The organism is Amycolatopsis melonis, from assembly GCF_040064235.1.
Classification (GTDB): domain Bacteria; phylum Actinomycetota; class Actinomycetes; order Mycobacteriales; family Pseudonocardiaceae; genus Amycolatopsis; species Amycolatopsis melonis.
Genome location: NZ_JBDZYD010000002.1, coordinates 235,515 through 260,688, shown reverse-complemented (window position 1 = coordinate 260,688; position 25,174 = coordinate 235,515). Strand labels below are relative to the sequence as shown.

The 25,174-nt window shown below is 72.5% G+C and carries 18 protein-coding genes; 7 read left to right on the top strand and 11 right to left on the bottom strand.

Annotated elements, in window-relative coordinates; genetic code table 11:
- The first annotated feature begins 2 nt into the window (after positions 1 to 2).
- Positions 3 to 980, top strand: coding sequence for an asparaginase (locus ABJI51_RS05710; RefSeq protein ID WP_348947989.1), 978 nt, complete (start codon positions 3 to 5; stop codon positions 978 to 980).
- A gap of 8 nt (positions 981 to 988) precedes the next feature.
- On the opposite strand, the gene ABJI51_RS05705 is transcribed toward ABJI51_RS05710, so the two are convergent.
- The 3 genes from ABJI51_RS05705 to ABJI51_RS05695 form a co-directional block, all read right to left on the bottom strand.
- Positions 989 to 1,468: a cysteine dioxygenase gene (locus ABJI51_RS05705; RefSeq protein WP_348947988.1), complete on the bottom strand. Its 480-nt coding sequence runs from the start codon at positions 1,466 to 1,468 to the stop codon at positions 989 to 991.
- Between the two features lie 187 nt (positions 1,469 to 1,655).
- On the bottom strand, positions 1,656 to 2,672 hold the full coding sequence (locus ABJI51_RS05700; RefSeq protein ID WP_348947986.1) for an NAD(P)H-dependent glycerol-3-phosphate dehydrogenase: 1,017 nt from the start codon (positions 2,670 to 2,672) through the stop codon (positions 1,656 to 1,658).
- On the bottom strand, positions 2,672 to 3,376 hold the full coding sequence (locus ABJI51_RS05695; RefSeq protein ID WP_348947984.1) for a lysophospholipid acyltransferase family protein: 705 nt from the start codon (positions 3,374 to 3,376) through the stop codon (positions 2,672 to 2,674). The genes ABJI51_RS05700 and ABJI51_RS05695 overlap by 1 nt, the downstream gene beginning before the upstream one ends.
- A gap of 888 nt (positions 3,377 to 4,264) precedes the next feature.
- Here ABJI51_RS05695 and cofC point away from each other — a divergent pair.
- Genes cofC through ABJI51_RS05680 form a run of 3 tightly spaced genes read left to right on the top strand, consistent with a single transcriptional unit; the run spans position 4,265 to position 8,287 of the window.
- Positions 4,265 to 4,897, top strand: coding sequence for a 2-phospho-L-lactate guanylyltransferase (gene cofC, locus ABJI51_RS05690; RefSeq protein WP_348947982.1), 633 nt, complete (start codon positions 4,265 to 4,267; stop codon positions 4,895 to 4,897).
- A 55-nt stretch (positions 4,898 to 4,952) separates the two neighbouring features.
- Entirely contained in the window at positions 4,953 to 7,337 is a 2,385-nt protein-coding gene (locus ABJI51_RS05685; RefSeq protein ID WP_348947980.1) for an RNA degradosome polyphosphate kinase, read from the top strand.
- Positions 7,334 to 8,287 (top strand): NUDIX hydrolase, encoded by a 954-nt coding sequence (locus ABJI51_RS05680; RefSeq protein WP_348947978.1) that lies wholly within the window; start codon positions 7,334 to 7,336, stop codon positions 8,285 to 8,287. The genes ABJI51_RS05685 and ABJI51_RS05680 overlap by 4 nt, the downstream gene beginning before the upstream one ends.
- 704 nt (positions 8,288 to 8,991) lie before the next feature.
- Here the strand turns inward: ABJI51_RS05680 and ABJI51_RS05675 are convergent.
- The 4 genes from ABJI51_RS05675 to leuC form a co-directional block, all read right to left on the bottom strand.
- On the bottom strand, positions 8,992 to 11,727 hold the full coding sequence (locus ABJI51_RS05675) for an AfsR/SARP family transcriptional regulator (protein ID WP_348947976.1): 2,736 nt from the start codon (positions 11,725 to 11,727) through the stop codon (positions 8,992 to 8,994).
- A 454-nt stretch (positions 11,728 to 12,181) separates the two neighbouring features.
- Positions 12,182 to 12,793 carry an HU family DNA-binding protein gene (locus ABJI51_RS05670; protein WP_348947974.1) on the bottom strand — a complete coding sequence of 204 codons (612 nt, stop codon included), beginning with the start codon at positions 12,791 to 12,793 and terminating at the stop codon, positions 12,182 to 12,184.
- Positions 12,794 to 13,007: 214 nt separating this feature from the next.
- Entirely contained in the window at positions 13,008 to 13,610 is a 603-nt protein-coding gene (leuD, locus tag ABJI51_RS05665) for a 3-isopropylmalate dehydratase small subunit (RefSeq protein ID WP_348947972.1), read from the bottom strand.
- 21 nt (positions 13,611 to 13,631) lie between these two features.
- A complete protein-coding gene (gene leuC, locus ABJI51_RS05660) occupies positions 13,632 to 15,065 on the bottom strand; it encodes a 3-isopropylmalate dehydratase large subunit (RefSeq protein ID WP_348947970.1) in 1,434 nt (477 codons plus the stop codon).
- Between the two features lie 140 nt (positions 15,066 to 15,205).
- Between leuC and ABJI51_RS05655 the strand changes: the two genes are divergently transcribed.
- Both ABJI51_RS05655 and ABJI51_RS05650 read left to right on the top strand, forming a co-directional pair.
- Positions 15,206 to 15,907, top strand: coding sequence for an IclR family transcriptional regulator (locus tag ABJI51_RS05655; protein WP_051183801.1), 702 nt, complete (start codon positions 15,206 to 15,208; stop codon positions 15,905 to 15,907).
- Between the two features lie 118 nt (positions 15,908 to 16,025).
- Complete coding sequence (locus tag ABJI51_RS05650; RefSeq protein WP_348947968.1) at positions 16,026 to 16,283, top strand: hypothetical protein; 258 nt, start codon at positions 16,026 to 16,028, stop codon at positions 16,281 to 16,283.
- 190 nt (positions 16,284 to 16,473) lie between these two features.
- On the opposite strand, the gene ABJI51_RS05645 is transcribed toward ABJI51_RS05650, so the two are convergent.
- Genes ABJI51_RS05645 through ABJI51_RS05630 form a run of 4 tightly spaced genes read right to left on the bottom strand, consistent with a single transcriptional unit; the run spans position 16,474 to position 23,789 of the window.
- Positions 16,474 to 17,451, bottom strand: coding sequence for a hypothetical protein (locus ABJI51_RS05645; RefSeq protein ID WP_348947966.1), 978 nt, complete (start codon positions 17,449 to 17,451; stop codon positions 16,474 to 16,476).
- Entirely contained in the window at positions 17,448 to 20,849 is a 3,402-nt protein-coding gene (locus ABJI51_RS05640) for an AAA family ATPase (RefSeq protein WP_348947964.1), read from the bottom strand. Before ABJI51_RS05640 ends, ABJI51_RS05645 begins: the two co-directional genes overlap by 4 nt.
- A gap of 1 nt (position 20,850) precedes the next feature.
- Positions 20,851 to 22,011: an exonuclease SbcCD subunit D gene (locus ABJI51_RS05635; RefSeq protein ID WP_348947962.1), complete on the bottom strand. Its 1,161-nt coding sequence runs from the start codon at positions 22,009 to 22,011 to the stop codon at positions 20,851 to 20,853.
- Positions 22,012 to 22,046: 35 nt separating this feature from the next.
- Entirely contained in the window at positions 22,047 to 23,789 is a 1,743-nt protein-coding gene (locus tag ABJI51_RS05630) for an ATP-binding protein (protein ID WP_348947960.1), read from the bottom strand.
- A 576-nt stretch (positions 23,790 to 24,365) separates the two neighbouring features.
- Here ABJI51_RS05630 and ABJI51_RS05625 point away from each other — a divergent pair.
- On the top strand, positions 24,366 to 25,034 hold the full coding sequence (locus ABJI51_RS05625) for an HU family DNA-binding protein (RefSeq protein ID WP_348947958.1): 669 nt from the start codon (positions 24,366 to 24,368) through the stop codon (positions 25,032 to 25,034).
- Positions 25,035 to 25,174: the final 140 nt, after the last annotated feature.

Genomic DNA, 25,174 nt, shown 5'->3' with positions numbered 1-25,174 from the left:
GCATGCCCCTGATCGCGCTCGCCACGCTCGGCGGAACCATCTCGATGGCCCCGGTCCCCGGCACCGGCGGCGCGGTGCCCCGGCTCGGCGCGGCCGACCTGCTCGGCACGCTCGGCGACCTGCCGATGGACGTCCTGGCGGAGACACTGGCCGGCATCGGCAGCGCGTCGATGGACTTCGCGACGCTGCTGCGGTGCCGCGACTGGGGGCTGCGGCAGGACGCCGACGGATTCGTCGTCGTCCAGGGCACGGACACCCTGGAGGAGACGGCCTACTTCCTGGAGCTGTGCTGGCCGTCGGAGATCCCGGTGGTGGTCACGGGGGCGATGCGGAACGCGGGCCTGCTGAGCCCGGACGGCCCGGCGAACCTGCGCAACGCGCTCACGGTGGCGGCCGACCCGCGCAGCCGCGGCCGCGGGATCCTGGTGACGCTCAACGACGACGTCCACGCGGCCCGCTGGGTGCGCAAGGCACATTCGAGCCACCTGGAGGCGTTCACGTCGGCGCCGGCGGGCCCGCTGGGGATGGTGGTGGAGAACGCGGTCCACTACTTCCACCCATCCCCGCCGCGGCTGCCCGCACTGCCGGGTGGGGACTTCGGGGGCCTGGTCCCGATCGTCGAGGCGGGCCTCGACGACTCGGGCGCGTTTCTTTCGTCGGTGGCCGCCCAGCCGGAGGTGCGTGGCGTGGTCGTCGCCGCTACCGGGGCGGGCCACGTTTCGTCCGGGATGGCCGACGTGATCGCCCGGCTCGTTCCGGAGCTGCCGGTGGTGGTGGCGTCCCGGACGGGAGCCGGGCCGACGCTGCGTTCGACGTACGGCTTCCACGGCTCGGAGTCGAGCCTGATCGCCATGGGGGCGACGATGGCGGGCTGGCTGGACGCGCGGAAGTCCCGGATCCTGCTACACACCCTCTTGGCCGCGGATGCGAGCCGGGAGGACATCGAACGCGAGTTCCGCGCCCGCGGCGACCTGGACTGACCCGCCGCTCAGTCGAGAACCGGGCCGCCGAGCGGGTCCAGGTGGTAGGGGCGCATGGCGCGGCCCGCGTCGCGGTAGACGTGGACCGAGATCGCCGGGTCCGGGCCGTCGTTGCGGACCTCGTGCACGTAGCCCGGCCCGAACACCCGCGACTGGCCCGCCGAAAGCGCGTGCAGCTCGGTGACCGCGCGGCCGTCCGGCGCCCGGCGCGCCACGGCCTCGGTGAGGTGGCCGCTGACCACGGTGAACGCGCCGCTGGCGAACGCGTGGTCGTGCAGGTCGGTGTGCTGGCCGGGCAGCCAGCTCATCAGCCACACCTCCTGCTGGGCGTCCTGCTCGACGAGCGTCGCGAAGCGCTCTTCGGGGTCGTAGCGCAGGAGGTGCTTCCAGCGGTCGCGGTCGGCGGCGACCTCCAGCGCGACGCGCACGGGGTGGCGCAGCGCGGGGTTCTCGGGACGCAGCAGGGTGTTGTCCGGAACGGCGAACATGAGGGTCCTCACGGAAGAAAAGGGGTGTCGAGCTGGGCCGGGGCTGGGTTCACCGACAACAGCGACACGCGCGCACGACGGCGCGGAGGCCCGTGCGGCCCCGCAGCTCAGACATGTCGTACGCGAACATGGGACCAGAGTCGCAGCCGCGCCCCTGCCTGGTCAAGACGTCCCACCCTCCGGGAGATCAGGACCACTCGTGCTTCTGCGACCGGCCGAGCAGCTCGGCGCCCGCCTGCCGCGGGTCGACGCCCTCGTGGCAGACGCGGTGCATGGCGTCGGTGATCGGCATGTCGACCCCGACGCTCTGCGCCAGCGCCCGGATCGACGAGCACGACATGACACCCTCGGCGACCTGCCCGCCGGCGGCCGCCTGCGCCTGTTCGAGGGTCTCGCCGCGGCCGAGTCGCTCGCCGAAGGTCCGGTTGCGCGACAGCGGCGACGAGCAGGTCGCGACCAGGTCGCCGACGCCGGCGAGCCCGGCGAACGTGAGCGGGTCGGCGCCCAGCTTCGCGCCGAGCCGGGCCATCTCGGCCAGGCCGCGGGTGATCAGCGTCGCCATGGTGTTGGTGCCGAGCCCGAGTCCGGCGGCCATCCCGGTGCTCAGCGCGATGACGTTCTTGCAGGCGCCGCCGAGCTCGCAGCCGACGACGTCGGTGTTGGTGTACGGGCGGAAGTAGGAGTTGGCGCAGGCCCGCTGGATCGCGACGGCCCGGTCGTGGTCGGCGCAGGCGAGCACGGACGCCGACGGCTGACCGGCGGCGATCTCCTTGGCCAGGTTCGGCCCGGTGACGACGACGACGTCCCCGGCGTCGATCCCGACGATCTCGGCGATCACCTCGCTCATCCGCTTGAGCGTGCCGAGTTCGACGCCCTTGGCGAGGCTGACCAGGATGGCGTCGCGCGGCAGCAGGTCACGCCACGCCGTCAGGTTGGCCCGCAGGCTCTGGCTGGGCACGGCGAGCACGACGGCTTCGGCGGCGCGCAGCGCCTCGGCCGGGTCGCTGGTGGCGGTGATGGTCGCCGGCAGGGTGACCCCGGGCAGGTAGGCGGAGTTGGTGTGCCGCTCCCGGATGTCCGTGGCGACCTCCTCGCGGCGCGCCCACATGGTGACGTCCCGCCCGGCGTCGCCGAGCACCTTCGCGAAGGCGGTGCCCCACGAACCGGCGCCGAGCACGGTGACCCGCTGCACGTCGGGGCGCATCAGGCGGGATCTCCCGGCTTCGTCACGGGCGGTTCCTCGTTGCGGATCTCGGCCAGCAGCCGGGTGACCTCGTCCATCATGACCTTGGTGACCTCCCGCAGCTTCGAGGCGCTGCGGGTGTTGCCGCCGCGGTAGGCGGACAGGTCGATCGGGTCGCCGACGGAGTGGGTGATCGTCTTGCGCGGAAAGGGCGTGAACTTCTTGGTGTAGCCGTTGAAGATCTGGCTGGTCCCCCACCGCGCGACGGGGATGACGGGAACGTCGTTCTGCAGCGCGAGCCGGGCGGCGCCGGTGAAGGACTCCTTCGGCCAGCCGGCCGGATCCTTGGTGATGGTGCCCTCGGGATAGATGACGACGATCTTCCCTTCCTGCAGAGCCTGGTGAGCAGCCTTGAGACTGTCCCCGGCGGCGGCCGACCCCCGCGAGACGGGAATCTGCCCGGACCCGGAGACGATCGGCCCCAGAATCGGCGCACGCGTCAGGCTCTCCTTGAAGAGGAACCGCGGAACCCGCTTCTGCCGGTGCACGAAGACGGCGTCGACGGCAGGATCCAGGTGCGAGATGTGGTTCATGACGAGCAGAGCGGGCCCCTGCCGCGGAATCTTCTCGGCCCCGACATAGACCCGCCGAGCGATGTGGGTGAGCGGGTAGAACAGTACGGCGGCAAGCCCCACCCAGAAGCCGCCCTTCTCACGCCGGGCCACGATCTCCTCCTCAAGGCATCAGTCCGGCCCTGATCCTGCCGCGCCGGGGTCACGGCAGTCCAGGGAGGGTGGGTTCCCCCTGGATACGGTGGGTTTCCGGGGGTCTCGTCGGCTTCCGTGCTGCCTCCCGCCTGCAGGCTGGGCTGGGGCACAGTCGCGCTCCCCGGCTCCCGGCGCGGCAGTGCCCGTCGCAGCCGCTTACCCGGGTTCCGGCAAAGCCTCGTTCTGGCGCCGTACTGAAGGGCCCCCTCCTCTCACGTGACGCAACGAAAGTGCCCTTCGGGCGGCTCGAGCCGCCCGATCCGCGCCCGGTCCCCTGACAGCGGCCTTCCGGGGTGCCTGGAACGACATGAAAGAGTCGTTCATGTCGTCAGACGAGGTGAACGAGTCATTCACCACACCGCAGCGGCGCGACCACCCGGGGCTGGCCGGTCGCCGCCGCCCGGGCTTGCGCCGCGACACGGCGGGATCCAGCCTCACCACGGCCCCGCCCCAGCACGGCCCCGCCCCAGCACGGCCCCGCCCCAGCACGGCCCCGCCCCAGCACGGCCCCGCCCCAGCACGGCCCCGCCCCAGCACAGCCCCGCCCCAGCACAGCCCCGCCCCAGCACAGCCCCGCCCCAGCACAGCCCCGCCCCAGCACAGCCCCGCCCCAGCACAGCCCGCCCCAGCACAGCCCGCCCCAGCACAGCCCGCCCCAGCACAGCCCGCCCTCCCAGGGGGTCCCCCTCCCCCGGGCGCCCCCCGAATCCGACGCTACCGAGCCCACCCGACAAAACCGGCCCCCAAACCCCACCCACCCCCAGAGTTGTCCACAACACCCGTCGCCTGTGGACAACCCGCACGTTCCCGCACCACCCCCACAGCCTTTCCGGTAAAGATGGACACGTGGACGTCGATCTGGTCGTGCCGATGAAACACCCCCGTGACGGGAAGTCGCGGCTGCGTGGCGCCGTCGAGGCGGACCGCCATCCCGGGCTGGTCCTCGCTCTGGCCGCCGACACGCTCGCCGCCGTCGTCTCCAGTGCTCACGTGCGGCGGGTGGTGCTCGTCGCCGCCGATCCCTCGGCCGTGGCCGAGCTGGGGGAACTCGGTGTCGAGATCGTCGCCGAACCGCCCGAGAAGACCCTCAACGCCGCCTTCCGGCACGGCGAAGCCCTGCTCAAGGCCGCCGATCCCGGGGCCGTCGTCGGGGCGCTGCAGGCCGATCTTCCCGCCCTGCGCGCCGGTGATCTCACCGCCGCCCTCGCCGAGGCCGATGGCCGGCGGGCCTTCGTCGCCGATCGGCAGGGCACCGGCACCACCCTGCTACTCGCCGCACCCGGCCTGCCGCTCGATCCGCGCTTCGGTCCCGGCTCGGCGCGCCGGCACGCCGAGTCCGGCGCGGCCGCCCTCACCGGGGCGCTGCCGACTCTGCGCAGTGACGTCGACACCCCCGATGATCTTGCCCACACGCTGGCCCTCGGTGTCGGGAAACACACCGCCGCCCGCCTCGGCGAACCGTCTCCGGCACCGTACTGAGCTGTTCATCCGACCTTCACCACGGCCTGCGCAAATCCGCCTGGCGTAGTGAAGAATGGGGGCCGTGAGCACAGACGACGGCAGCACGCCCGCACCCCGGAGGCGACGGAACCCGGCGAACGGATCTTCGGAGACGGCGAAGAAGACGTCCGGCACGGCGAAACCGGCCGCCGCCAAGAAGGTCCCGTCGAAGTCCACCGCCCGCGACACCGCCGCCCGTGCCACCGCCGGCAAGGCCAGAACCCGCAAGACCACCACTGCCGCGGCCACCCCGGCGCCGGCGCGCCGCCGCAGCTCCACGCAGGGCAACCCGCGCGGCGCCGAGGAGTTCCGCGCGGTCCCGTCGGCGCCGCCCGCGGTCACCGCCGCGCCGACCGCCGTCGAGACGCTGCCGGACGACCGGTACTTCAACCGCGAGCTGTCTTGGCAGGACTTCAACGCCCGCGTGCTCGCCCTCGCCGAGGACGAGTCGCAGCCGCTGCTGGAGCGGGCGAAGTTCCTCGCCATCTTCGCGTCCAACCTGGACGAGTTCTACATGGTCCGCGTCGCCGGCCTGAAGCGCCGCGACGAGACCGGCCTGCTGGTGCGCAGCGCGGACGGGCTCACCCCGCGCGAGCAGCTCCGCTACATCGCCAAGCGCAACCAGGACCTCGTCGAGCGCCAGACCGGCGCGTTCGAGAAGCACCTGCGCCCGCAGCTGGCCGAGCACGACATCCGGATCGTCGGCTGGGCCGATCTCGGCGGCGCCGACCAGCTGCGGCTGTCGAGCTACTTCTCCGAGCAGATCTTCCCGGTCCTGACGCCGCTGGCGGTCGACCCGGCGCACCCGTTCCCCTACATCTCGGGCCTGTCGCTCAACCTCGCCGTGACGGTCCGCGACCCGGAGGGCGGCACCGAGCGCTTCGCCCGCGTGAAGGTGCCGAGCAACGTGCCGCGCCTGATGCGCGTCGAAACCGACCGGGCTAGCCGGACCGCGACGTTCCTGCCGCTCGAAGAACTGATCGCCGCGCACCTCGGCGAGCTGTTCACCGGCATGGACGTCACCGAGCACCACGTCTTCCGCGTCACCCGCAACGCCGACTTCGAGGTCGACGAGGACCGCGACGAAGACCTCCTGCAGGCGCTCGAGCGCGAGCTGGCGCAGCGCCGGTTCGGCCCCCCGGTGCGGCTGGAGGTCGCGCAGGACATGAGTGAGCACATGCTCGAGCTGCTGCTGCGCGAGCTGGACGTCGACCCGGCCGACGTCGTCGAGGTCCCCGGCCTGCTCGACCTGACCTGCCTGCACCAGCTGTCCGCTGTGGACCGCAAGGAGCTGAAGGACCGGCCGTTCGTCCCGGCGACGCACGCGGCGTTCGGCGAGCGCGAGACACCCAAGAGCGTCTTCGCGACGCTGCGCGAGGGCGACGTGCTGGTGCACCACCCGTACGACTCGTTCTCGACCAGCGTGCAGCGCTTCATCGAGCAGGCGGCGGCCGACTCGAAGGTACTGGCGATCAAGCAGACGCTGTACCGGACGTCGGGTGACTCGCCGATCGTCGACGCGCTGATCGACGCCGCCGAGGCGGGCAAGCAGGTCGTCGCGCTGGTGGAGATCAAGGCACGCTTCGACGAGCAGGCGAACATCACCTGGGCGCGGACGCTGGAGCGCGCGGGCGTGCACGTCGTGTACGGCCTGGTCGGGCTGAAGACGCACTGCAAGGTGTCGATGGTGGTGCGCCAGGAGGGCTCGACGATCCGGCGCTACTGCCACATCGGCACCGGCAACTACAACCCGAAGACCGCGCGGCTGTACGAAGACCTCGGGCTGCTGACGGCCGACCCGAGCATCGGCGCGGACATCACGGACCTGTTCAACGTGCTGACCGGCTACTCGCGGCAGGACACCTACCGGACGATCCTGACGTCCCCGCACGGCATCCGCCGCGGCATCGTGCGCGCGATCGGCGAGGAGATCGAGCTGGCGCGGGCCGGGCAGCAGGCCGGGATCCGGATCAAGTGCAACTCGCTGGTCGACGAGCAGGTGATCGACGCGCTCTACCATGCGTCGCAGGCCGGTGTGCCGGTCGAGGTCGTCGTCCGCGGGATCTGCGCGCTGAAGCCGGGCGTGGAGGGGCTGTCGGAGAACATCCACGTCCGGTCGATCCTCGGCCGGTTCCTGGAACACTCGCGCGTCTTCCACTTCCGCGCGGGCGGCACGCACTGGATCGGCAGCGCGGACATGATGCACCGCAACCTCGACCGGCGGATCGAGGCGCTGGTGCGGGTGAAGGACCCGAAGCTGACGCGGCAGCTGGACAACATCTTCGACTCGGCGCTCGACCCGGCGACGCGCTGCTGGGTGCTGACGCCCAGCGGCGAATGGTCGCCGTTCCCGGCGGAGGGTTCGCAGGTGCGGGACCACCAGCTGGAGCTGGCGAAGCTGCACGGGGCAGCCGGATGACCCACGAGGTACGGGCGGCCGGCGCGGTGCTGTGGCGCGGCGCCGGGCGGGCGACCGAGGTCGCCGTGGTGCACCGCCCGCGGTACGACGACTGGTCGCTGCCGAAGGGAAAGCTCGACCCGGGCGAGACGATCGCCGAGGCGGCGGTCCGGGAAGTCCGCGAGGAGACCGGCTTCGCGGCGGTACTGGGCCGCTACCTGACGCGGACGGCGTACACGGTGCCGTCGCGGACGGGGTCCGCGGCGGTGCCGAAGACGGTCGACTACTTCGCCGCGGAAGCGCTGTCCGGCGAGTTCGCGCCGAACGAAGAGGTCGACGAGCTGCGCTGGCTCGCCCCGACGGCGGCGGAGAAACTGCTGACGCGGCCGGAGGACGTGCGGGTGCTGCGGGCGTTCTGCGAGCTGCCGACGGGCCTGACGACGCTGCTGCTGGTCCGGCACGCGAAGGCGGGCAAACGCGACGAGTGGACCGGCGACGACGACCTGCGCCCGCTGTCGGAGGCGGGCATCCGCCAGGCGGCGGCGCTGCGCCGGGTGCTGGCGTTGTTCGGGCCGGACCGGGTGCTGTCGGCGCCGCGGCTGCGGTGCGTCCAGACGGTGCACGGAGTCGCGGAGGACACGGGCGCCGAGGTGCGCCACGAGCCGCTGTTTTCGGAGGAGGGCTACTGGCCCGACCCGGTGCTGGGCGTAGCGCGCCTGCTGGCGGTGGCGGGCGACGGCGGGACGCCGGTGGTGTGCAGCCAGGGCGGGGTGATCCCGGACCTGGTGAGCGCACTGGCCGACCGCGACGGAGTGGAACTCCCGGCCGCCCGCGGCGGAGTGGTGCCGAGCAAGAAGGGCTCGTTTTGGGTCCTGTCGTTCCACCCGCCGACGGCCGAAGAAGGCCCCCGCCTGCTGGCGGCGGACTACCACCCGAGCGCCCTCCCCGCCCCGACACCGACCCGCTCCTGAGCCGGTTGTCCACAGCCTCTCGGTGATGTGGACAACCCGGCCTTGGCCGCGGTTTTCCGGGGTTTCCTGTCGGCCCGTCCCGATACGCTGGAGCCGGGGGGCGCCCCCAGGGGTGCCCGGCGGCGAAAACGCTCTCCGGAGGCCGGGGCCGGGGCGGGTTCGGAGAGGGCTTTCGCAGGACGTCGACCGCCTGGTGCTGGAGGGGCCTCCGGCACTCCTCGGCACGCCGGAGTGGGAACGGGCGCCGAGGGTGACAAGCGGCAGCCGGGGCGGGCGCCGGGGCAGCCAGAGTGGAACGGGCGCCGAGGGTGACGAGCAGCGGCCGGCGCGGGCGCCGGGGCAGCCAGAGTGGAACGGGCGCCCGATGGCCTCCCGATGCGCTCGCGAACGTCCCAAGCGCCCCAATGTGGCGTTGGCGAACCACCTTTTGCCGACCTACGTCTCGCGGGAAACCGTGGCCCGGGTGCGGTCGGAGGATGGTGCGGTGTCTTGAATGACTCATTCAGGTCTTCGGAGGTCCTGAATGAGTCATTCAAGACGCTTGGGGTGAGCCACTCCACGGCCGTGCCGGGCCTGCGCTCTGCCCGTCGGGCAGCAGGTCACCGAACGCCCCAAGCGCCCCGTCAGAACTGGACAAAGACGAGACAGCGCCGTGACAGTCGATCTTGGTGTACTTGCTCAGGGTCCCGCTGGGCTGCGCCGGGCTAGGGGTACGGCGCATCCCCGGGCGAGGGCTCTACTGTCGGCACCGTGGCCAGCAGGGCTTGGATCTCCGTCACCCGGGGGTCGCCGAGGCGCTGGCTGACCGTCAGCGCCTCGGCCCAATGACCGCCTGCCTCGCCGACGCGGCCCGTGCGGTGTTTGAGCCTGCCCAGCGTGATCTGGACGTCGATCGTGCCGTAGTCGGTGTTCAGGTCCTTCAGCTCGGCCAGTGCCCTGCTGCCCGCCTGCTCCGCTTCGCCGTATCTGCCCGCTCCTTCGAGCGCCTCCGCGACGTTTCCCAGCGCCAGCGCCGCGTGGTAGCGGTCGCCCAGTTCCGCGAAGGCTTCGTGGGCCGCCTGGGCGGCTTCGGCCGCGTGGTCGTAGTCGCGCAGGCCGATGCGGCTTGCGCTGACGTTCAGCAGCGCGTGCGGGACGAACGTGCGCTGGCCGTGGTCGCGGGCCAGGTGGACCGCCTGCAGCGCGTGGCGTTCGGCTTCGGCGTACTCCGCGCGGACGTAGTACGCGCCCGCGAGGTTGGACAGGATCGCCACCTTCAGTGCCGTGCCGCCGCCGGTTTCCGAGGCCGCGCGGGCTTCCTCCAGTGCTTCGAGTGCCTTGTCGGGCTGCAGTGTCCGCAGGTACGCCGAGCCCAGGTTGTTCGCGCTGTACTGCAGGCCGGTGTTGTCGCCCGCCGCGCGGGTGGCCGTGACGGCCGTGCGGGCCGTGGTGATCCAGTCGTCGCGGTCGTAGCGCTCGGCGAAGAATCCCCGCAGCAGCCACGCGAGTTTCCAGGCGTGGGCCGTCCACCCGTGCTCGGCGGCGATGCCGACGAGCGCCGTGAGCGCCGGACGCTCGGTGGTGTACCAGGCCGTTGTCTGTTCGTGCTGGGTGAACCGCATTGCCGGCAGCGGCGGGTCATCCAGGGTGATGTCCTCGGTGAGCAGGTCCGGGCGGACGAGCTTGTTCGCTTCGGCGACGCTCGCGAGGTACCAGTCGACCAGCCGCCGCAGTGCGGCCGCGCGCTCGGCTTCCGTCGTTTCGGTTTCGACGAGCTCGGCGGCGTAGACGCGCAGCAGGTCGTGGAACTGGTAGCGGTCGGTGCCGGGCTGGTTGAGCAGGTGGGCGGCCGCGAGCTGGTCGGCGAGCTCGCGCGCCTCACGCTGGTCCGCGCCGGCGAGCGCGGCGGCCGAGGTGAGGCTGAAGCCGTGTCCCGGATGCAGGCCGAGCAGCCGGAAGAAGCGCGCGGCGGCCGGGCGCAGCGCCTTGTAGGACCAGGAGAACGCGGCACGCAGGTCGGTGCCGGCGTCCTGCGGGTCGCGCAGGGTGTCCAGCCGCAGCCGCTGGTCGCGGAGTTCTTCGACGATGCCGGCGAGCGAAACGCCGGAGAACCGCGACGCGCGCTCCCCCGCCAGCGCCAGCGCCAGCGGCAGCCGCCCGCAGAGCTCGACGAGTTCGGCGACGGCGCCGGGTTCGGCGGCGAGGCGCTGCGGCCCGACGCTGCCGGCGAGCAACGCGGTCGCGTCGCGGTCGTCGAAGGACCGCAGGGCGATGCGGCGGGCGCCGTCGCGGGCGACCAGGCCGCGCAGCTGGTTCCGGCTGGTCACCACGACGAGGTTGCCGGGGCCGGGCAGCAGCGGGCGGACCTGGTCGGCGTCGCGGGCGTTGTCGAGCAGCATCAGGGTGCGGCTGCCGGCCAGCCTGCTGCGCAGCAGCGCCGAGCGTTCCTCCACTGTGGAAGGCAACGTCTCGGGCGGGACGCCAAGGGCGCGGAGGAACCCGGCCAGCGCCGCGCCCGGCGTGACCGGGGTGCCGGCGGAGTGCCCGCGCAGGTCGACGAACAGCTGGCCGCCGGGGAAGCGGTCGCGGACGCGGTGGGACCAGTGCACCGCCAGCGACGTCTTCCCGACCCCGGCCGTGCCTTCGATGACGACGATCCCGGAGGCGCCGCCGGGCGGGAGGCGGTCGAGTTCGGCCAGTTCGGGGCCGCGCCCGGTGAAGCCGGCGACGTCGAAGGGCAGCTGCCGCGGGACGGTGTGGACGGCAGGCCCGGCGTCCGCGGCGAGCAGTTCGGCGTGCAGGCGGCGCAGGTCTTCGCCCGGTTCGACGCCGAGTTCGTCGGCGAGCAGCGCGCGCAGCCCGGCGTACCGTGCCAGCGCTTCGGCGCGGCGCCCCGACCGGGCGAGGGCGCGGACCAGCCGTTCCCACAACGACTCCCGCAGCGGGTGCTGCGCGACGAGGTCGGTCAGCTCCGCGACGAGCCGGGCATCGGGCACGAGGCCGGTGTCGAGGTCGATGCGTTGTTCGACGGCGAAGAGGTACCGCTCGGTCAGCAGCGGCCCCCATTCCGCGGCGAGCGCGGGAGAGCCGACGCCTTCGAGCGGGGTGCCGCCCCACCCCGCGAGCGCGTCGCCGAGCAGTTCCCGGCGGCGGGCGGGTTCCGTCGCGGCGGCGGCCTGGTCGAGGGTGCGCAGGAAGCGCAGCGCGTCCACCCGGGACGGGTCGACGACGAGCCGGTAGCCGTCCGGTTCGGTGACGACGGTTTCTTCGCCGCAGAGCCGCCGCAGGCGCATGACATAGGTCTGCAGGCTGCCGCGGATGTGCGCGGGCGGCGCCTCGCCCCAGACGCCCCGCGCCAGCGCATCGATCGACACGAGCCGTCCGGCGGCGAGGGCGAGCGTCGCGAGCAGCGCACGCTGCCGCGAGCTGGTGAGCACGACCGGCGAACCGTCGACGAGCACCTGGAACGAGCCGAGCAGCCGGATTTCGATGGTGGTCGCCCCCAGGTTCGCCTAGCGCCACGGGCCCCCGCGAGGCCCCGTGAAACGCAGCGTGGCATCACTCGGCCGGGCGCTCAAGCCACTTTGCGAAATTGGGCGGAACCGGTTTCGGCGCGGAGGTTGGGCCGAGCGGGTGGTGACTGGTCCTGTCGGGGACAGCCGGTGCTGCTGTGGGTGTCTTGCCGGGTGGGCCGGTCTCCGTCGGGGATTCAAGCCTGACGCACGGAAGTTGCCCTTCAGCGGCTTTCCCCTCTGCTGCCCAGGAACGCGGTCCGCCCCCTTCCAGCCCGGACGGGCAGGACCCCACACACCTTGGCGCGGGGTCCTGCCGGAAAGCTGCGTGCCTACCGGGGCGTCACCCCCCAGGGGACCCCCTGATTTCACGTTACCGCAGGGGTCCGACAGTTTTGGGGCGTCAGCTCTTCTTCGCCGCGGTCGTGCTCCGCCGGGCGGGTGCCTTGGCCGCCGTGGTCTTCCGGGCCGTGGTGGTCTTCGAAGCCGTCGTAGTCTTTGAAGCCGTCGTGGACTTCGCCGCCGTCGTCTTCGGAGCCGCGGCCTTGGAAGCAGTCGCCTTCGGAGCCGCCTTCGCCGTCGTTGCGCGGCTGCGGGTCGTGGTCGCCTTCGGAGCCGCCGCCGTCTTCGGGGCCGCCGCACGCGTGCGGGTCGTGGCCGGTTTGGCCGCTGCCGTGCGGGAGGTTGCCGTCGTCGCGGTCGCTGTCCTGCGGGCCGGGGTTGCCCGAGGCAGCTTCTTCGCTCCCGACACCACGTCCTTGAACGTTGTTCCGGCGCGGAATGCGGGCACGTTCGTCTTCTTGACCTTCACGGCCTCGCCCGTGCGCGGGTTGCGCGCCGTCCGGGCGGCCCGGGCGCGCTTCTCGAACACCCCGAAGCCGGTGATGGTGACCTTCTCGCCCTTGTTGACCGTCCGGATGATGATGTCGACCAGACCGTCGACCGCCTCGGAAGCGGCCTTCTTGTCGCCGAGGCGCTCGGTCAGCGCCTCGATCAGCTGGGCCTTGTTGGCCATTGCAGTCCTCCAAGAAGGGAGTACCCGTGCACGGCCGCGTCGGCCGACCCGCACCACGGTATTACCAAGGCAGCACAAATTCCACCCGGTCCGCGGCGCTTTCCCTTGCCGCGGGGCGGGTTCGGGCCCGGCGGAGATTTCTCCACCGGCACCGCCCGTAAGACGCGAACCGGGGCGGATTCCCTGCCGGAACAGGGAAATCCGCCCCGGCGGGCTAGCCTGCGGTGACCGGCGTTGTCGTCGGCTTCCACGACGGGCGGGCCGCCTCGAAGGCGTCGATCTCACCGGCATGGCGCAACGTCAGCGCGATGTCGTCGAGACCTTCCAGCAGCCGCCAGCGGACGTAGTCGTCGATCTGGAACGGGGCGGTGAAGTCCTTGGCCCGCACCGTCTTGGTCTCCAGGTCCACCGTGACCTCGGTGCCGGGCTCGTTCTCGAGCAGCTTCCACAGCAGCTCGACGTCGTGCTGCTCGCACTGCGCCGCCACCAGGCCGCCCTTGCCCGAGTTGCCGCGGAAGATGTCGGCGAACCGGGACGAGATGACGACCCGGAAGCCGTAGTCCATCAGCGCCCAGACGGCGTGCTCACGGGAGGAACCGGTTCCGAAGTCCGGGCCCGCGACCAGCACGCTTCCGTTCTTGAACGGCTCCTGGTTGAGGATGAAGTTCTCGTCGGCGCGCCAGGCGGCGAACAGGCCGTCCTCGAAGCCGGTCCGGGTGACCCGCTTGAGGTAGACCGCCGGGATGATCTGGTCGGTGTCCACGTTGGACCGGCGCAGCGGGACGCCGATGCCGGTGTGCTGGGTGAACGGTTCCATGGCTGTGGCTCCTCGGGTGGGTCAGCGGGCGGCGGTCAGCAGGTCTTCCGGCGACGACAGCGTGCCCCGCACGGCCGTCGCGGCGGCCACGAGCGGTGACACCAGGTGCGTCCGGCCGCCCTTGCCCTGCCTGCCCTCGAAGTTGCGGTTCGACGTCGACGCGCTGCGCTCCCCCGGCTTCAGCTGGTCCGGGTTCATGCCGAGGCACATCGAGCAGCCCGCCTGGCGCCACTCGGCGCCGGCCTCGGTGAAGACCCGGTCCAGGCCCTCGGCCTCGGCGGCCTTGCGGACCCGCATCGAGCCGGGCACCACCAGCATGCGGACCGAGTCGGCCACCTTCCGGCCGCGCAGCACCTCGGCGGCGGCCCGCAGGTCCTCGATCCGGCCGTTGGTGCACGAGCCGAGGAAGACGGTGTCGACGGCGATCTCGCGCAGCGGCGTGCCGGGCTTGAGGTCCATGTAGGACAGGGCCTTCTCGGCGGCGATGCGGTCGTTCTCGTCCGGGATCTGCTCCGGGTCCGGCACCTCGGCACCCAGCGGCAGGCCCTGGCCGGGGTTGGTGCCCCAGGTGACGAACGGCGTCAGCTCGCTCGCGTCCAGGTGCACCTCGGCGTCGAACTCCGCGCCCTCGTCGGTGCGCAGCTGCCGCCAGTTCTCGACCGCCGCGTCCCAGTCGGCGCCCTTCGGCGCGTGCGGGCGGCCCTTCAGGTACTCGAACGTCGTCTCGTCCGGGGCGATCATCCCGGCGCGGGCGCCCGCCTCGATCGACATGTTGCAGATGGTCATCCGGGCCTCCATCGAGAGAGCCTCGATGGCCTTGCCGCGGTACTCCAGGACGTAGCCCTGGCCGCCGCCGGTGCCGATCTTCGCGATCACCGCGAGGATGACGTCCTTCGCCGTGACGCCGGGGCGCAGCTCGCCGTCGACGGTGATCGCCATCGTCTTGAACGGGCGCAGCGGCAGCGTCTGGGTCGCCAGCACGTGCTCGACCTCGGACGTACCGATGCCGAAGGCGATGGCGCCGAACGCGCCGTGCGTGGAGGTGTGGCTGTCGCCGCAGACCACGGTCATGCCGGGCTGGGTCAGGCCGAGCTGCGGGCCGATGACGTGCACGATGCCCTGCTCGGCGTCACCCATGGGGTGCAGCCGGACCCCGAACTCCTTGCAGTTGCGCCGGAGGGTGTCGACCTGGGTGCGCGAGACCGGATCGGCGATGGGCAGCTCGATGTCCACGGTCGGGACGTTGTGGTCCTCGGTCGCGATGGTGAGGTCGGGGCGGCGCACCGGCCGCCCGGCCAGGCGGAGGCCGTCGAAGGCCTGCGGGCTGGTCACTTCGTGCAGCAGGTGGAGGTCGATGTAGAGCAGGTCCGGTTCGGCGCCTTCGCCTCGGCGCACGAGGTGGCTTTCCCACACCTTCTCCGCCAGCGTGCGGGCCTTGCCGGTCGGGCTGGTCATCTCCGGCTCCTTCCACGGTTCGTCGTCGGAACTCGGGCGCGCACGTGCGAAGCGGTGCGAGCCGCGAAGGAAGGGCGCAGCTCGAGTTCGGGTTTCCCAGATTCTGGACTTCCCAAAGTACGGGACGCTAGTATCGGGTCGTGGGACAGCATAGCGGCATCGGAGTACTGGACAAAGCAGTGGCCGTCCTGCAGGCGGTCGCGGACGACCCCTGCGGCCTCGCGGAACTGTGCACGCGGACGGGCCTGCCCCGGGCCACCGCGCACCGGCTCGCGGTCGGCCTCGAGGTGCACCGGCTGCTGCGCCGCGGCCCGGACGGGCGCTGGCGGCCCGGTACGGCGCTGGCCGAGCTGGCGGGCGGTTCGACGGACCCGCTGCTCGACGCGGCGGGTGTCGTGCTGCCGAAGCTGCGGGACGTCACGGGCGAAAGCGTGCAACTGTACCGCCGCGACGGCGTGCAGCGCGTGTGCGTCGCGACGGCGGAGCCGCCGAGCGGCCTGCGCGACACGGTCCCGGTCGGCTCGCGGCTGCCGATGACGGCAGGCTCGGGCGCGAAGGTCCTCGCGGCGTGGGCGGACCCGCACACGCAGCGGACGATCCTGGCGGACGCGGTGTTCGGCGAGCGCACGCTGCTGGAGGTGCGCCGGCGCGGGTGGGCGCAGAGCGTGGCCGAGCGCGAGCCGGGCGTGGCGAGCATCTCGGCACCGGTCCGGGACTCCGCGGGTACGGTTGTGGCGGCGGTGTCGGTGTCGGGCCCGATCGAGCGGATCGGCCGCAAGCCGGGCGCCCGCTGGGCGGCGGACCTCCTCGCGGCGGCGGACGCGTTGCAGGAACGGCTGTAACTTCTGCCCCAGCAGTCACATTTTGTACGCCTTTCGGGGGGTTCCTCGCGGAAACCGCGTATTCGGTGACCGCGGTCACGTCTCCTTTCGGACGGCACTTGTTCGAGGGGGAGGGACCATGGACACCACCACGCTGAACCGCCGGGCCCTGGCCATGCTGCGTGCGGTCGGCGCCGGACGGGCGGAGCTGACGTGCAGCTGCGAACCGGACCTTCGGGTCGACGGCCTGCCGTGCTGCGACCAGGCAACGGCGCATCAGCTGGCCCGGGCGGGATTGATCCGGGCGGCGCGGGTCGTGGCCCTGGGGCAGTGGACCCGGGCGGAACTCACCGCCGACGGGCTGCGCGCACTGGGTGGAACGCTCGCCGCAGCCTGACCCGGTGGGCTGAAAGGCGCTTTCGTCTCACCTGGCGCAGCGAACGGGCCGTTCGTCTCACCACATGCGAGGAAAGCGCCTTTCAGCCCACGCCCAAGGTGGCCGCCGCTGCCCAGCCCGGCCGCGGCCCCCGCTCCCCTGACCGTCCACTCAGGACGGCAGGCCCCAGGAGCGGGTCGCGGGAGACCGGTCAGCGGGTCGCGGCCTGGCGCAGGGCTCGGTACACGAACTGCTGGTCCCCCAGCCGGTGGCGCAGGTCGCGTTCCAGGCCGGCGATCGGATACAGGTTCTGCGGTGCCCGGGAGTCCTTGTACGGCACCGACGCGAACCGGCCCAGGACCGACTGGGTCAGGTTCGCCAGGGCCGCGACCTCCGGACCTCCGAGGTGCGGTGCCGCCTCGACACGCACCACCCCGGACCACGGTGGGCCTCCCGCCGACGGCAGGCGCAGGTACCACGAGTGCCGGACCCACGTCGTTCCCATCAGGAACACCGGGGTGCGCTGGTGCGGGCCGAGGGTGCCCACCATTGCGTTCAGCTCCGCCGGCAGGTACGTCGTCTGGTGGCTCTTGATGAACCCCACCGCGCGCGGCAAGTGCGTGCGGCCGCTCAGGGGGCCGTCGACCACCAGGAGGTCCTCGCCCACGTGGCCCGCGATTGCCGTGCGGGCTTCGATCGCCGTCTTCAGCTCCGCGTCGGCCAGCTGCTCCTGCAGTGCCGACGACAGCACCACCGGCAGCGGCCTGTCCTCCTTGGCCGCCACGCGGAACGCCTCGTAGCGCCCCGCCGATGTCGGGATGCCGTCCGCCTCCGCCGCCACCGTGAACAGCCCGCGCCGGACGTCCGTGCCCACGACGTGCGCCCGGCCCGCGCAGCAGCACACCACGCCTGCCGCGTAGGACGCGCAGATGCCGATCGACGCGGAGTTCGGCGCGCCCGGGTCGTCGATCCACACGCGCGCGTCGATGCGGCGGACGCCGTCGACGAACAGCACCGCCTCGGGCACCGGGACCGGTGACGGGTCGATCGGCGCCCATTCGGTCTCGGGGACCTCGACGTCCAGCTCCACCTCGGCCTGGGAGCGGGCCAGCTCCTCGGCCTCCATCGAGCTGCCGTAGCCGGGGTCCCACGCGTCGACGCTGAAGTGCATCCCGGCGAGCGCGGTCACGTGCCCTCCCTGGTGATGTGCGAGCCGGTGCCGTCGCGGGTGACCTGGAAGCGCACCGGGACGCGCTCGGCCAGCGCCGGCACGTGCGTGATCACTCCGACCATCCGCGAGCCGGTGGCGGCGAGGTTCTCCAAAGTGGACGCCACGACGTCGAGGGTGGCCTCGTCCAGTGTCCCGAAACCCTCGTCGAGGAAGATCGACTCCAGCTTGGTCGCGCCCTCCGCGGCCATCGCGCCGAGCTGCGAGGACAACGCCAGCGCCAGGGACAGCGACGCCTGGAACGTCTCGCCGCCGGACAGCGTCTTCACCGGCCGCCGGGCGTCGGCCTCGTTGTGGTCCACGACCAGGAAGTCGCCCTTGTCGTGAGTCAGCTCGAACTGGCCGCCGGACAGCTCCAGCAGCGACGCCGACGCCTCGGCGACCAGCGTGTCGAGCGCCCCGGCGATGAGCCAGCGCGGGAACTTGTCCGAGCGCAGCAGGTCCGCGAGCAGCCGCGCGACCTGCGCCTCGGACTCCGCGGCCGCGATGTCGGCGTGCAGCCCGGCCACCCGGGCCACGCGCCGTTTCATCTCGGTGTGGTCGGCTTCCGCGCGCGCCCGCGCGGCGGCGAGCGCCACCGGGACGCGGTCGCGCACGGGCCCGGCTTCCAGCGGGACGTCCAGCGCGGTGACGTCCTCGGCGACGGCACGCTCGGCCGCCCGCAGTGCTTCGGCGGCTTCGCTTTCCGCGGTCTTCGCCACGTCCAGTGCCTCGCGGTGGGCCTTCGCCTGCCCGGCCGCCCAGCCGGTCAACGCGGTCCAGGCGTCGAGGAGGCTTTCGCCGTCGATCGGTGGCGCGCCCAGCCCGACCAGCGGGTCGCGGGCCCGGGACAGCTTCTGCCGCTCGGCGTCGACCTGCTGGCCGATGCGGTCCTGGGCTTCCGTGGCCTGCTTCGCCGTCGCACGCGCGGCCCGCAGGTCCGCATCCGCCGTCCGGGCCGCCTGCTCGAGTTCGGCGACCTTCGCCAGCTGTTCGGTGACGACGTCCGCGGACGGCGCGTCGGCCAGCATCGTGCCGAGTTCGCCGTGGCGGCGCCGCGTGGTGGCGAAGGCATTGGCCGCCGACTGCTCGGCGAGGCCCGCGTCGACCGCGCGGGCCCGCCGCTGTTCGGCGTTGCGCTCGGCGGCGGCGAGGTCGTCCGCCGCGACGACGGCTTCCTTGCCCGCGGCTTCGGCGGCCGCTTCGAGCGCGGCCAGCGCTGTCCGCCGTTCTTCCAGCGCGGCCGCCGCCCACGCGGTGAGCCGCTGCCAGCCCGCCGGGACGTCGCCGGTGTCGACCGCGGGCGCCCCCAGTTCCACCAGGGGATCGCGGGCTGCCCGCAGTGCTTCCCGTGCCGCCGCGAACGACTTCTCGACCGCGTCGGCCTCGCGCTGCGCCGCCGCGCGTTCGGTGCGGGCCGCGGCCAGTTCCGCGTCCGCGGCCCGCGCGGCCTCGGCGACGCGGGCGCGGCCGTCGATCGTCGCGGACAGCCACTCGCCGCGCTCGCGCACGGCGGCGACGAGGTCCGCGTAGTCCTGTTCGGAAAAGGACGCCTCGACCGGGCGGCGCAGCACCGGCGCTTCGGGCGGGCCCTCGACTTCGGCGAGGACCACCCGCAGCTCTTCCGCCTGGGCGGCCGCGGACGCGGCGGCGTCGGCGCCCGAGTCGACGGCACGTTCCAGCTTGCGCAGTGCGGACTCGGCCGCGGCCCGCGCGGTCTCGGCCTGCTCCAGGCGTTCGCGGGCCTCGGCAAGGTGGGCGTGGCCGACGGCGTCGGGCAGCGCCGTGACTTCCTGCTCGCACACCGGGCACGGGTGCCCGACGGCGAGCCCGGCCCGCAGGCTCAGGGCCTGCCCCGCGCGTTCGGCTTCGGTGACCGCCATCTTCTCCGCGGTGACTTCGGCGTCGGCACGGGCGAAGGCGCTCCGCGCTGCTTCGAGTTCCTTGCGGCGCGCGGCCTGCTCGGGCGCGGCCTTGCGTTGCGCTTCGCACAACGCGTAGAGCGTGCGGGCGTCGGAACGCGCGGCGGCGAGCGGCGCGACGTCGGGCTGGGCAGCGAGCGCCGCGCGTGCTTCGGCGTCGGCGGTCTCGGCCGCGCGCAGCCGGGCGTCCGCGGCTGCCGTGCGCTGGGCCACCCGTGCCGCTTCCGCCGACAGGTCCCCGAGGTCCGGCGGCGGCCGCAGCCCCGCCAGCCGGTCGCGGTCCTGCCGGGCGCGGGCCGCTTCGGCGGTCGCTTCCTCGGCGGCGCGCGCCGTCTTGTCCCGGTTCGCCCTGGCCGTCTCGACGACGGCGACCGCTTCGGTCACCGCGGCCGCGGCGGCCTCTTTGTCCGCCGACGCCTTCTTCGCGGCTTCTTCCAGCCCGGGGAGGGCCTTTTCGGTCTCTTCGAGTTCGGTGCGGGCGGCGCGGATCCGCTCCAGCTCGCCGCGATCGGGGGCGGTGGCCAGCGCGGCGCGGGCGGTTTCGTCCGCCGTTTCGGCTTTTTCCAGCGCGGCCCGCGCGGCCGTCGCCGCTTCGGTCGCGGACCGGCGTCGCGTTTCGAGGTCTTCGACACCGTCCGGGCGCTCCAGCGCGTCGAGGACGCCGAGTTCCTGCGTGAGCGCCGCAACGCGCTGCCGGGCTTCCTCGTGCGCCCGGGTGGCGTCGTTCAGGCCCGGCAGGGCCGCGGTGACGCGCGCGTCCAGCTCGGCCAGCGCGGTCATCCGCGCGGCGAGTGCTTCGACCGCTTCTTCGGTGGCGTCGGCGTAGCTGCCGAGCTGTTCGGTGAGGACGGCCGCGCGCTGCTTCTGCTGCTCGGCCCTCACCCCGGCCCGGCGGCCGATCCGCTCGTAGACCTCCAGGCCCAGCAGCTTGATGAGGATCTTCTGCCGGTCGGCGGCCTTCGCGTGCAGGAACTCGGCGAAGTCGCCCTGGGGCAGCGCGACGCAGGTGCAGAAGTGCTTGAACGTCAACCCGAGCAGCCGTTCCACCGCCGGGGTGACCTCGGAGTCGGCGGCGACCGGGTCGGCGTCGTCCTCCGGCCCGCCCAGGGTGGTGGGGTCGACGAGCCGTTCCAGGCGGACGTTCTTGACGCTGACCGTGGGTTTCTTCCCGCCGCTGCGCCGGACTTCCCGCACGACGTGGTAGCGCGCGCCGCCGGCGTCGAAGACCAGCCGCACGGTCGCGCGGTTGACCGTCGGCGCCAGCGCGGGCGCGACCAGGCCTTCGTGGTCCCACCGGGCGACCGAGCCGTAGAGGGCGAAGGTGAGCGCGTCGATGACCGTGCTCTTGCCCGCGCCGGTCGGCCCGACGAGTGCGAAGTAGTCGGTGTCCTCGAAGCTGATCGTGGTCTTCTCGCGGAACGACGCGAAGCCGGTCATCTCCAGCAGCACTGGCCGCATGTCACACCCCGCTCGTCTCCTCGTCGTGCAGCCGCGCGAAGAGCGACTGCACGCGCTTGTCCTCGATCGCGCGTTCCGCGCAGAAGGAGGCGAACAGCTCGCCCGGCGACCGGTCCGCGACCGCGCGCTCGGCGCCCGAGGTCGTCACCGGCGCGGCGAACTCCGGGTCGATGCGGATCTCCAGTGCGTTCGGCAGGGCTTCCTGGACTTCCTCGCGCAGCCCCGCCCTGGTCGCTTCGCGGACGTAGACGCGGAGGTAGTCCTCGCCGAACTCCCCGGCACGGGCGGTCAGTTCGGCCACCGTGCCGTGGACGGTCCGCAGCCGCCGCCCCGCGGTCAGCGGGATGTCGGTGATCTTCGCCGGCGTCGCCGGCGTCACCTCCACCGCCAGCACGACGCTGGTGTTGTCCTGCTCGCCGAAGTCGACGGCGAACGGGGAACCGCTGTAGTGCACCGGGCACGCGGCGGGCAGCGACTGGCGGCGGTGCAGGTGGCCGAGGGCGACGTAGTGCGGTTCGGCACCGAACGCCGTCGCGGGCACGTGGTACTCGAAGATGGACTGCGCCGCGCGTTCGCCACCGCCCAGCGTGCCCCCGGTGACCGTCAGGTGCGCCATGACGAGGTTGACCGCGCCGTCGGTGAAGCCGGACTTGAGGTGGTCCACGATGTCGCGCACGCGCTGGTCGTACTCGCCGACGTTGTCCGCCGGGGTCCCGGCGAGCAGCTCGGCGGCGCGCACGGCGTAGCGCTGCGACAGGAACGGCAGCACCGCGACGTTGACGCGCTCACCCGTCGAACGCGCGTCGAACGACACGACACCGCCGTCGGCGACCGGCCGCGGGTCACCGGACAGGTGGATCCCCGCGGCACGCAGCAGCGGCCGGTAGGCCTCGAACGTCGCGGCGTGGTCGTGGTTCCCGGCGATGGCCAGCACCTCGGCACCGGTTTCGCGCAGCGCCATCAGTGCCTTCACCACGAGTTCCTGCGCCGCGGCCGAAGGCGCCGACGTCTCGTAGAGGTCGCCCGCGACGAGGATCGCGTCGAAGGGCTCCTTCCGCGCGATGCGGACGATCTCGGCCAGCACGGCGCGCTGCTCGTCCAGCCGGTTGCGGCCCTTGAGCGTCTTGCCGACGTGCCAGTCGGAGGTGTGCAGGAACTTCACGCTTCGTCCTTCCGTTCAGGGAGCGGGCCGGGACATCAGAAGGGCGGTGGGTCGTCGTCGAACGGGTCGGCACCGCGCGAGGGCAGGCCGGCGAAGGGATCGGACTTCCGCGCCGAAGCCGTGGTGGCAGGCACCTTGCCCGCCTCGGAAAGCCGCGTGGCCCAGGCCGGGAACGGGAAGCCGACGGCGATCGGCACCGGGATCTCCGGCTGGCTCACGAACATCGTGCCCGGCGTGGCCAGCGTCGCGCGGACCCGCTGGCTGGCCGGGAGGAAGCCGTACTCCGGGCGCGAGGCCTCCGCGGCGTCGAGGCGCCCGACGATGCGCACCGAGCTGTTGCTGACGATCCGGCGTTCCACCTCGCTGGCGGTCTGCTGCGCGCCGATGAGGATGACGCCGAGGGACCGGCCGCGCTCGGCGATGTCCAGCAGCACCTCCTTGATCGGGCTGCTGCCTTCGCGCGGCGCGTACTTGTTCAGCTCGTCCAGCATGGTGAACAGCAGCCCGCCGGGGCCGGCGGCCTCCTTGCGCGCGGTTTCCGCGGCGAGCGTCACGCCGACGACGAACCGCTGCGCGCGCTCGACGAGGTTGTGGATGTCCACGACGGTCACCTGCTGGTTCTCCGTGGACAGCTTGCGTGCCGGGTGGTCGGCGAGGTCGCCGCGGATGAGCCCGGACAGGGCGCGCTGGCTGGAGCGCAGGCGGCGGATGAAGGCGTTGACCGTGCCCGCGCCGGTGACCGCACCCGCCCAGCTCGCCCGGGTTTCCTCGTCGGTGACGCGGTCGCAGATGACGTCGACGAGCTCGGCGTAGGTGCGGCACAGCACGCCGTCGACGTTCGCGGCGCCGTCCTTGCCCGCCGGGGTGCTGTCCAGCCGCAGGCGGTTCGCGACCTGGTGGATGACCATCGTGTACTGGTTGCGCTCGTCCTCGGCGTCGGCGAAGACGTACGGCAGCAGGTCGTTCGCGCAGAACTCCGCGATGGTCCACCAGAAGGCGCCCACGCCGGAGGTCCGGCCGGTGACGTACGGCTTCCCCGTGGTGTCCGACGGCGTCGGCGGCGCGTAGAAACCCACGGAGGCGAACGGCTCGGCGGGCAGGCCCAGGCGGGCGTACTCGGCCTTGAGGTTCTCGTCGAGGTGGACGTTCGGGGTGTCCAGGAACAGCAGGTCCTCGCCCTTGACGGAGAACACGAGGGCCTTGGCGTTGTGGGCGTTGGGCAGGGCGCCGCCGCGGAAGATCGAGTGCAGCAGGAACAACGCGAACGACGTCTTCGTGGCGACGCCGGAGACACCGCTGATGCTGACGTGCGCGCCGCGCGTGCCGTCGAGGAAGTCCATGTTGAGGTAGACGGGTTCGCCGTCCCGGCCGAGGCCGACCGCCACCTGGCGGGTCATGTTGTCGAAGTAGAGCGCCTGCGCGCGATCCTCTCCCACGGCGCGGGAGACTTCGCTGCCCGGCTTCGGCGGGACGTAGCATTCGGGCTCGACGCGGGTGGTGGCGATCTCGGCGATCTCCTGCACCTGCGCGGGCAGGACGCCGTCGGAGATGAGGAAGACGTCGCTGCCGAAGCTGGCGCCCTCGTGGCGCGCGCTCACCTGCGTGACGACGCCGTAGGAGGTGACCTGCCCGAGCCCCGGCAGCTCCCGCCGGGTGACGACGACGTCGTCGAGCTGCAGATAGGCATCCGGATCGATGGCCACGCTGAACTGAAGCGGTGTCGAGTCCTCCGTGCCTGCCACCCGTCCGACCACGGTGGTGAGCGTCTCCTGGTCCACGGTTCTCCCTGTCTCACCTGGGCTGTCTCACCCGGGGCTTCCTCCCGCGGCAGAGTAGCTCGCCGGTACGACAGTCCTGCGCCCAACACGGCGTTGCGGACGCGGCGCACGCCCGGTGTCACCGCAGGCCGGGACTGCGCCGAACGAGTGAGTTCACCCTTCGGGGAAGATCTTTCCGGCGCCCCAAGCAATCCGGCGAGGGCCCACGACCGGGCCGGCCCGTGGGTGGTCCCCGATCCCCGGCGGCTGCGCGGGATCGGGCCGGAGGTGGCCTCAGCCACACCGGCGGCGGTCACGTCGGCGTGTCGGGCAGAAAGTTCCCAGAAGCGGCCTCGGGTCCTATATGGACGACCACTGTGGACGACCCGGGCACCATGTTTCCCCTGCTCAGGGCCATGGTCGACGGCACGCGCGCATTCCGTGCGGGATCCGGAGAAGGTCCCTCGGGAGGCGGAACCCGCCCTCGCACAAGGAAATATTTCGACCCCCAGTTGGATTTTGTGCGGTATTGGTAATACCGTGTGCAGTGTCGGCCGAGATGGGCCGTGACGAGTAGTTCCACTATGGAGGACTGGAATGACGAACAAGGCCCAGCTGATCGAGGCGCTGTCGGAGCGTCTGGGCGACAAGAAGGTGGCTTCGCAGGCCGTCGACGGTCTGGTGGACATCATCATCCGGACGGTCAACAAGGGCGAGAAGGTCAACATCACCGGCTTCGGCGTCTTCGAGAAGCGCGCCCGCGCCGCTCGCACCGCCCGCAACCCGCGCACCGGTGAGGCCGTGAAGGTCAAGAAGACCAACGTTCCCGCCTTCCGCGCCGGCACCACGTTCAAGGACGTCATCTCCGGCACCAAGAAGCTGCCGAAGGCCACGCCGGTCAAGCGCGCCACGGCCTCGACCAGCACCCGCGCGACCGCCACGAAGACCGCGGCGGCGGCCCCGAAGACGACTTCGCGGACGACCACCTCGCGGGCGGCGGCGGCCAAGCCGGCCACCACGCGCTCGACGACCACCCGCACCCGCGCCACCGCGGCGAAGCCCGCCGCCAAGGCGACCGCCACCAAGGCGACGGCGACGAAGGCCGCCCCGAAGACCACGGCGGCCAAGGCCACCACGGCGAAGGCGACCACCAGCCGCACCCGCACGGCCGCCGCCAAGCCCGCCGCGACCAAGACCGCCGCGGCGAAGAAGACCACCGCTGCCAAGGCCCCCGCCAAGCGGACCTCGGCCGCCAAGAAGAAGTAACGCCTCTTCAGGACGTCGAAGGGCCCCGCACCGAGCTTGGTGCGGGGCCCTTCGGCGTTCCGGGCGCTGCGGGGCCGGCTGGTGGGGGGGGATAGTGGATTGCAGGGTTGGGGGGGGAGGGAAGGAAAAATACCCCCACC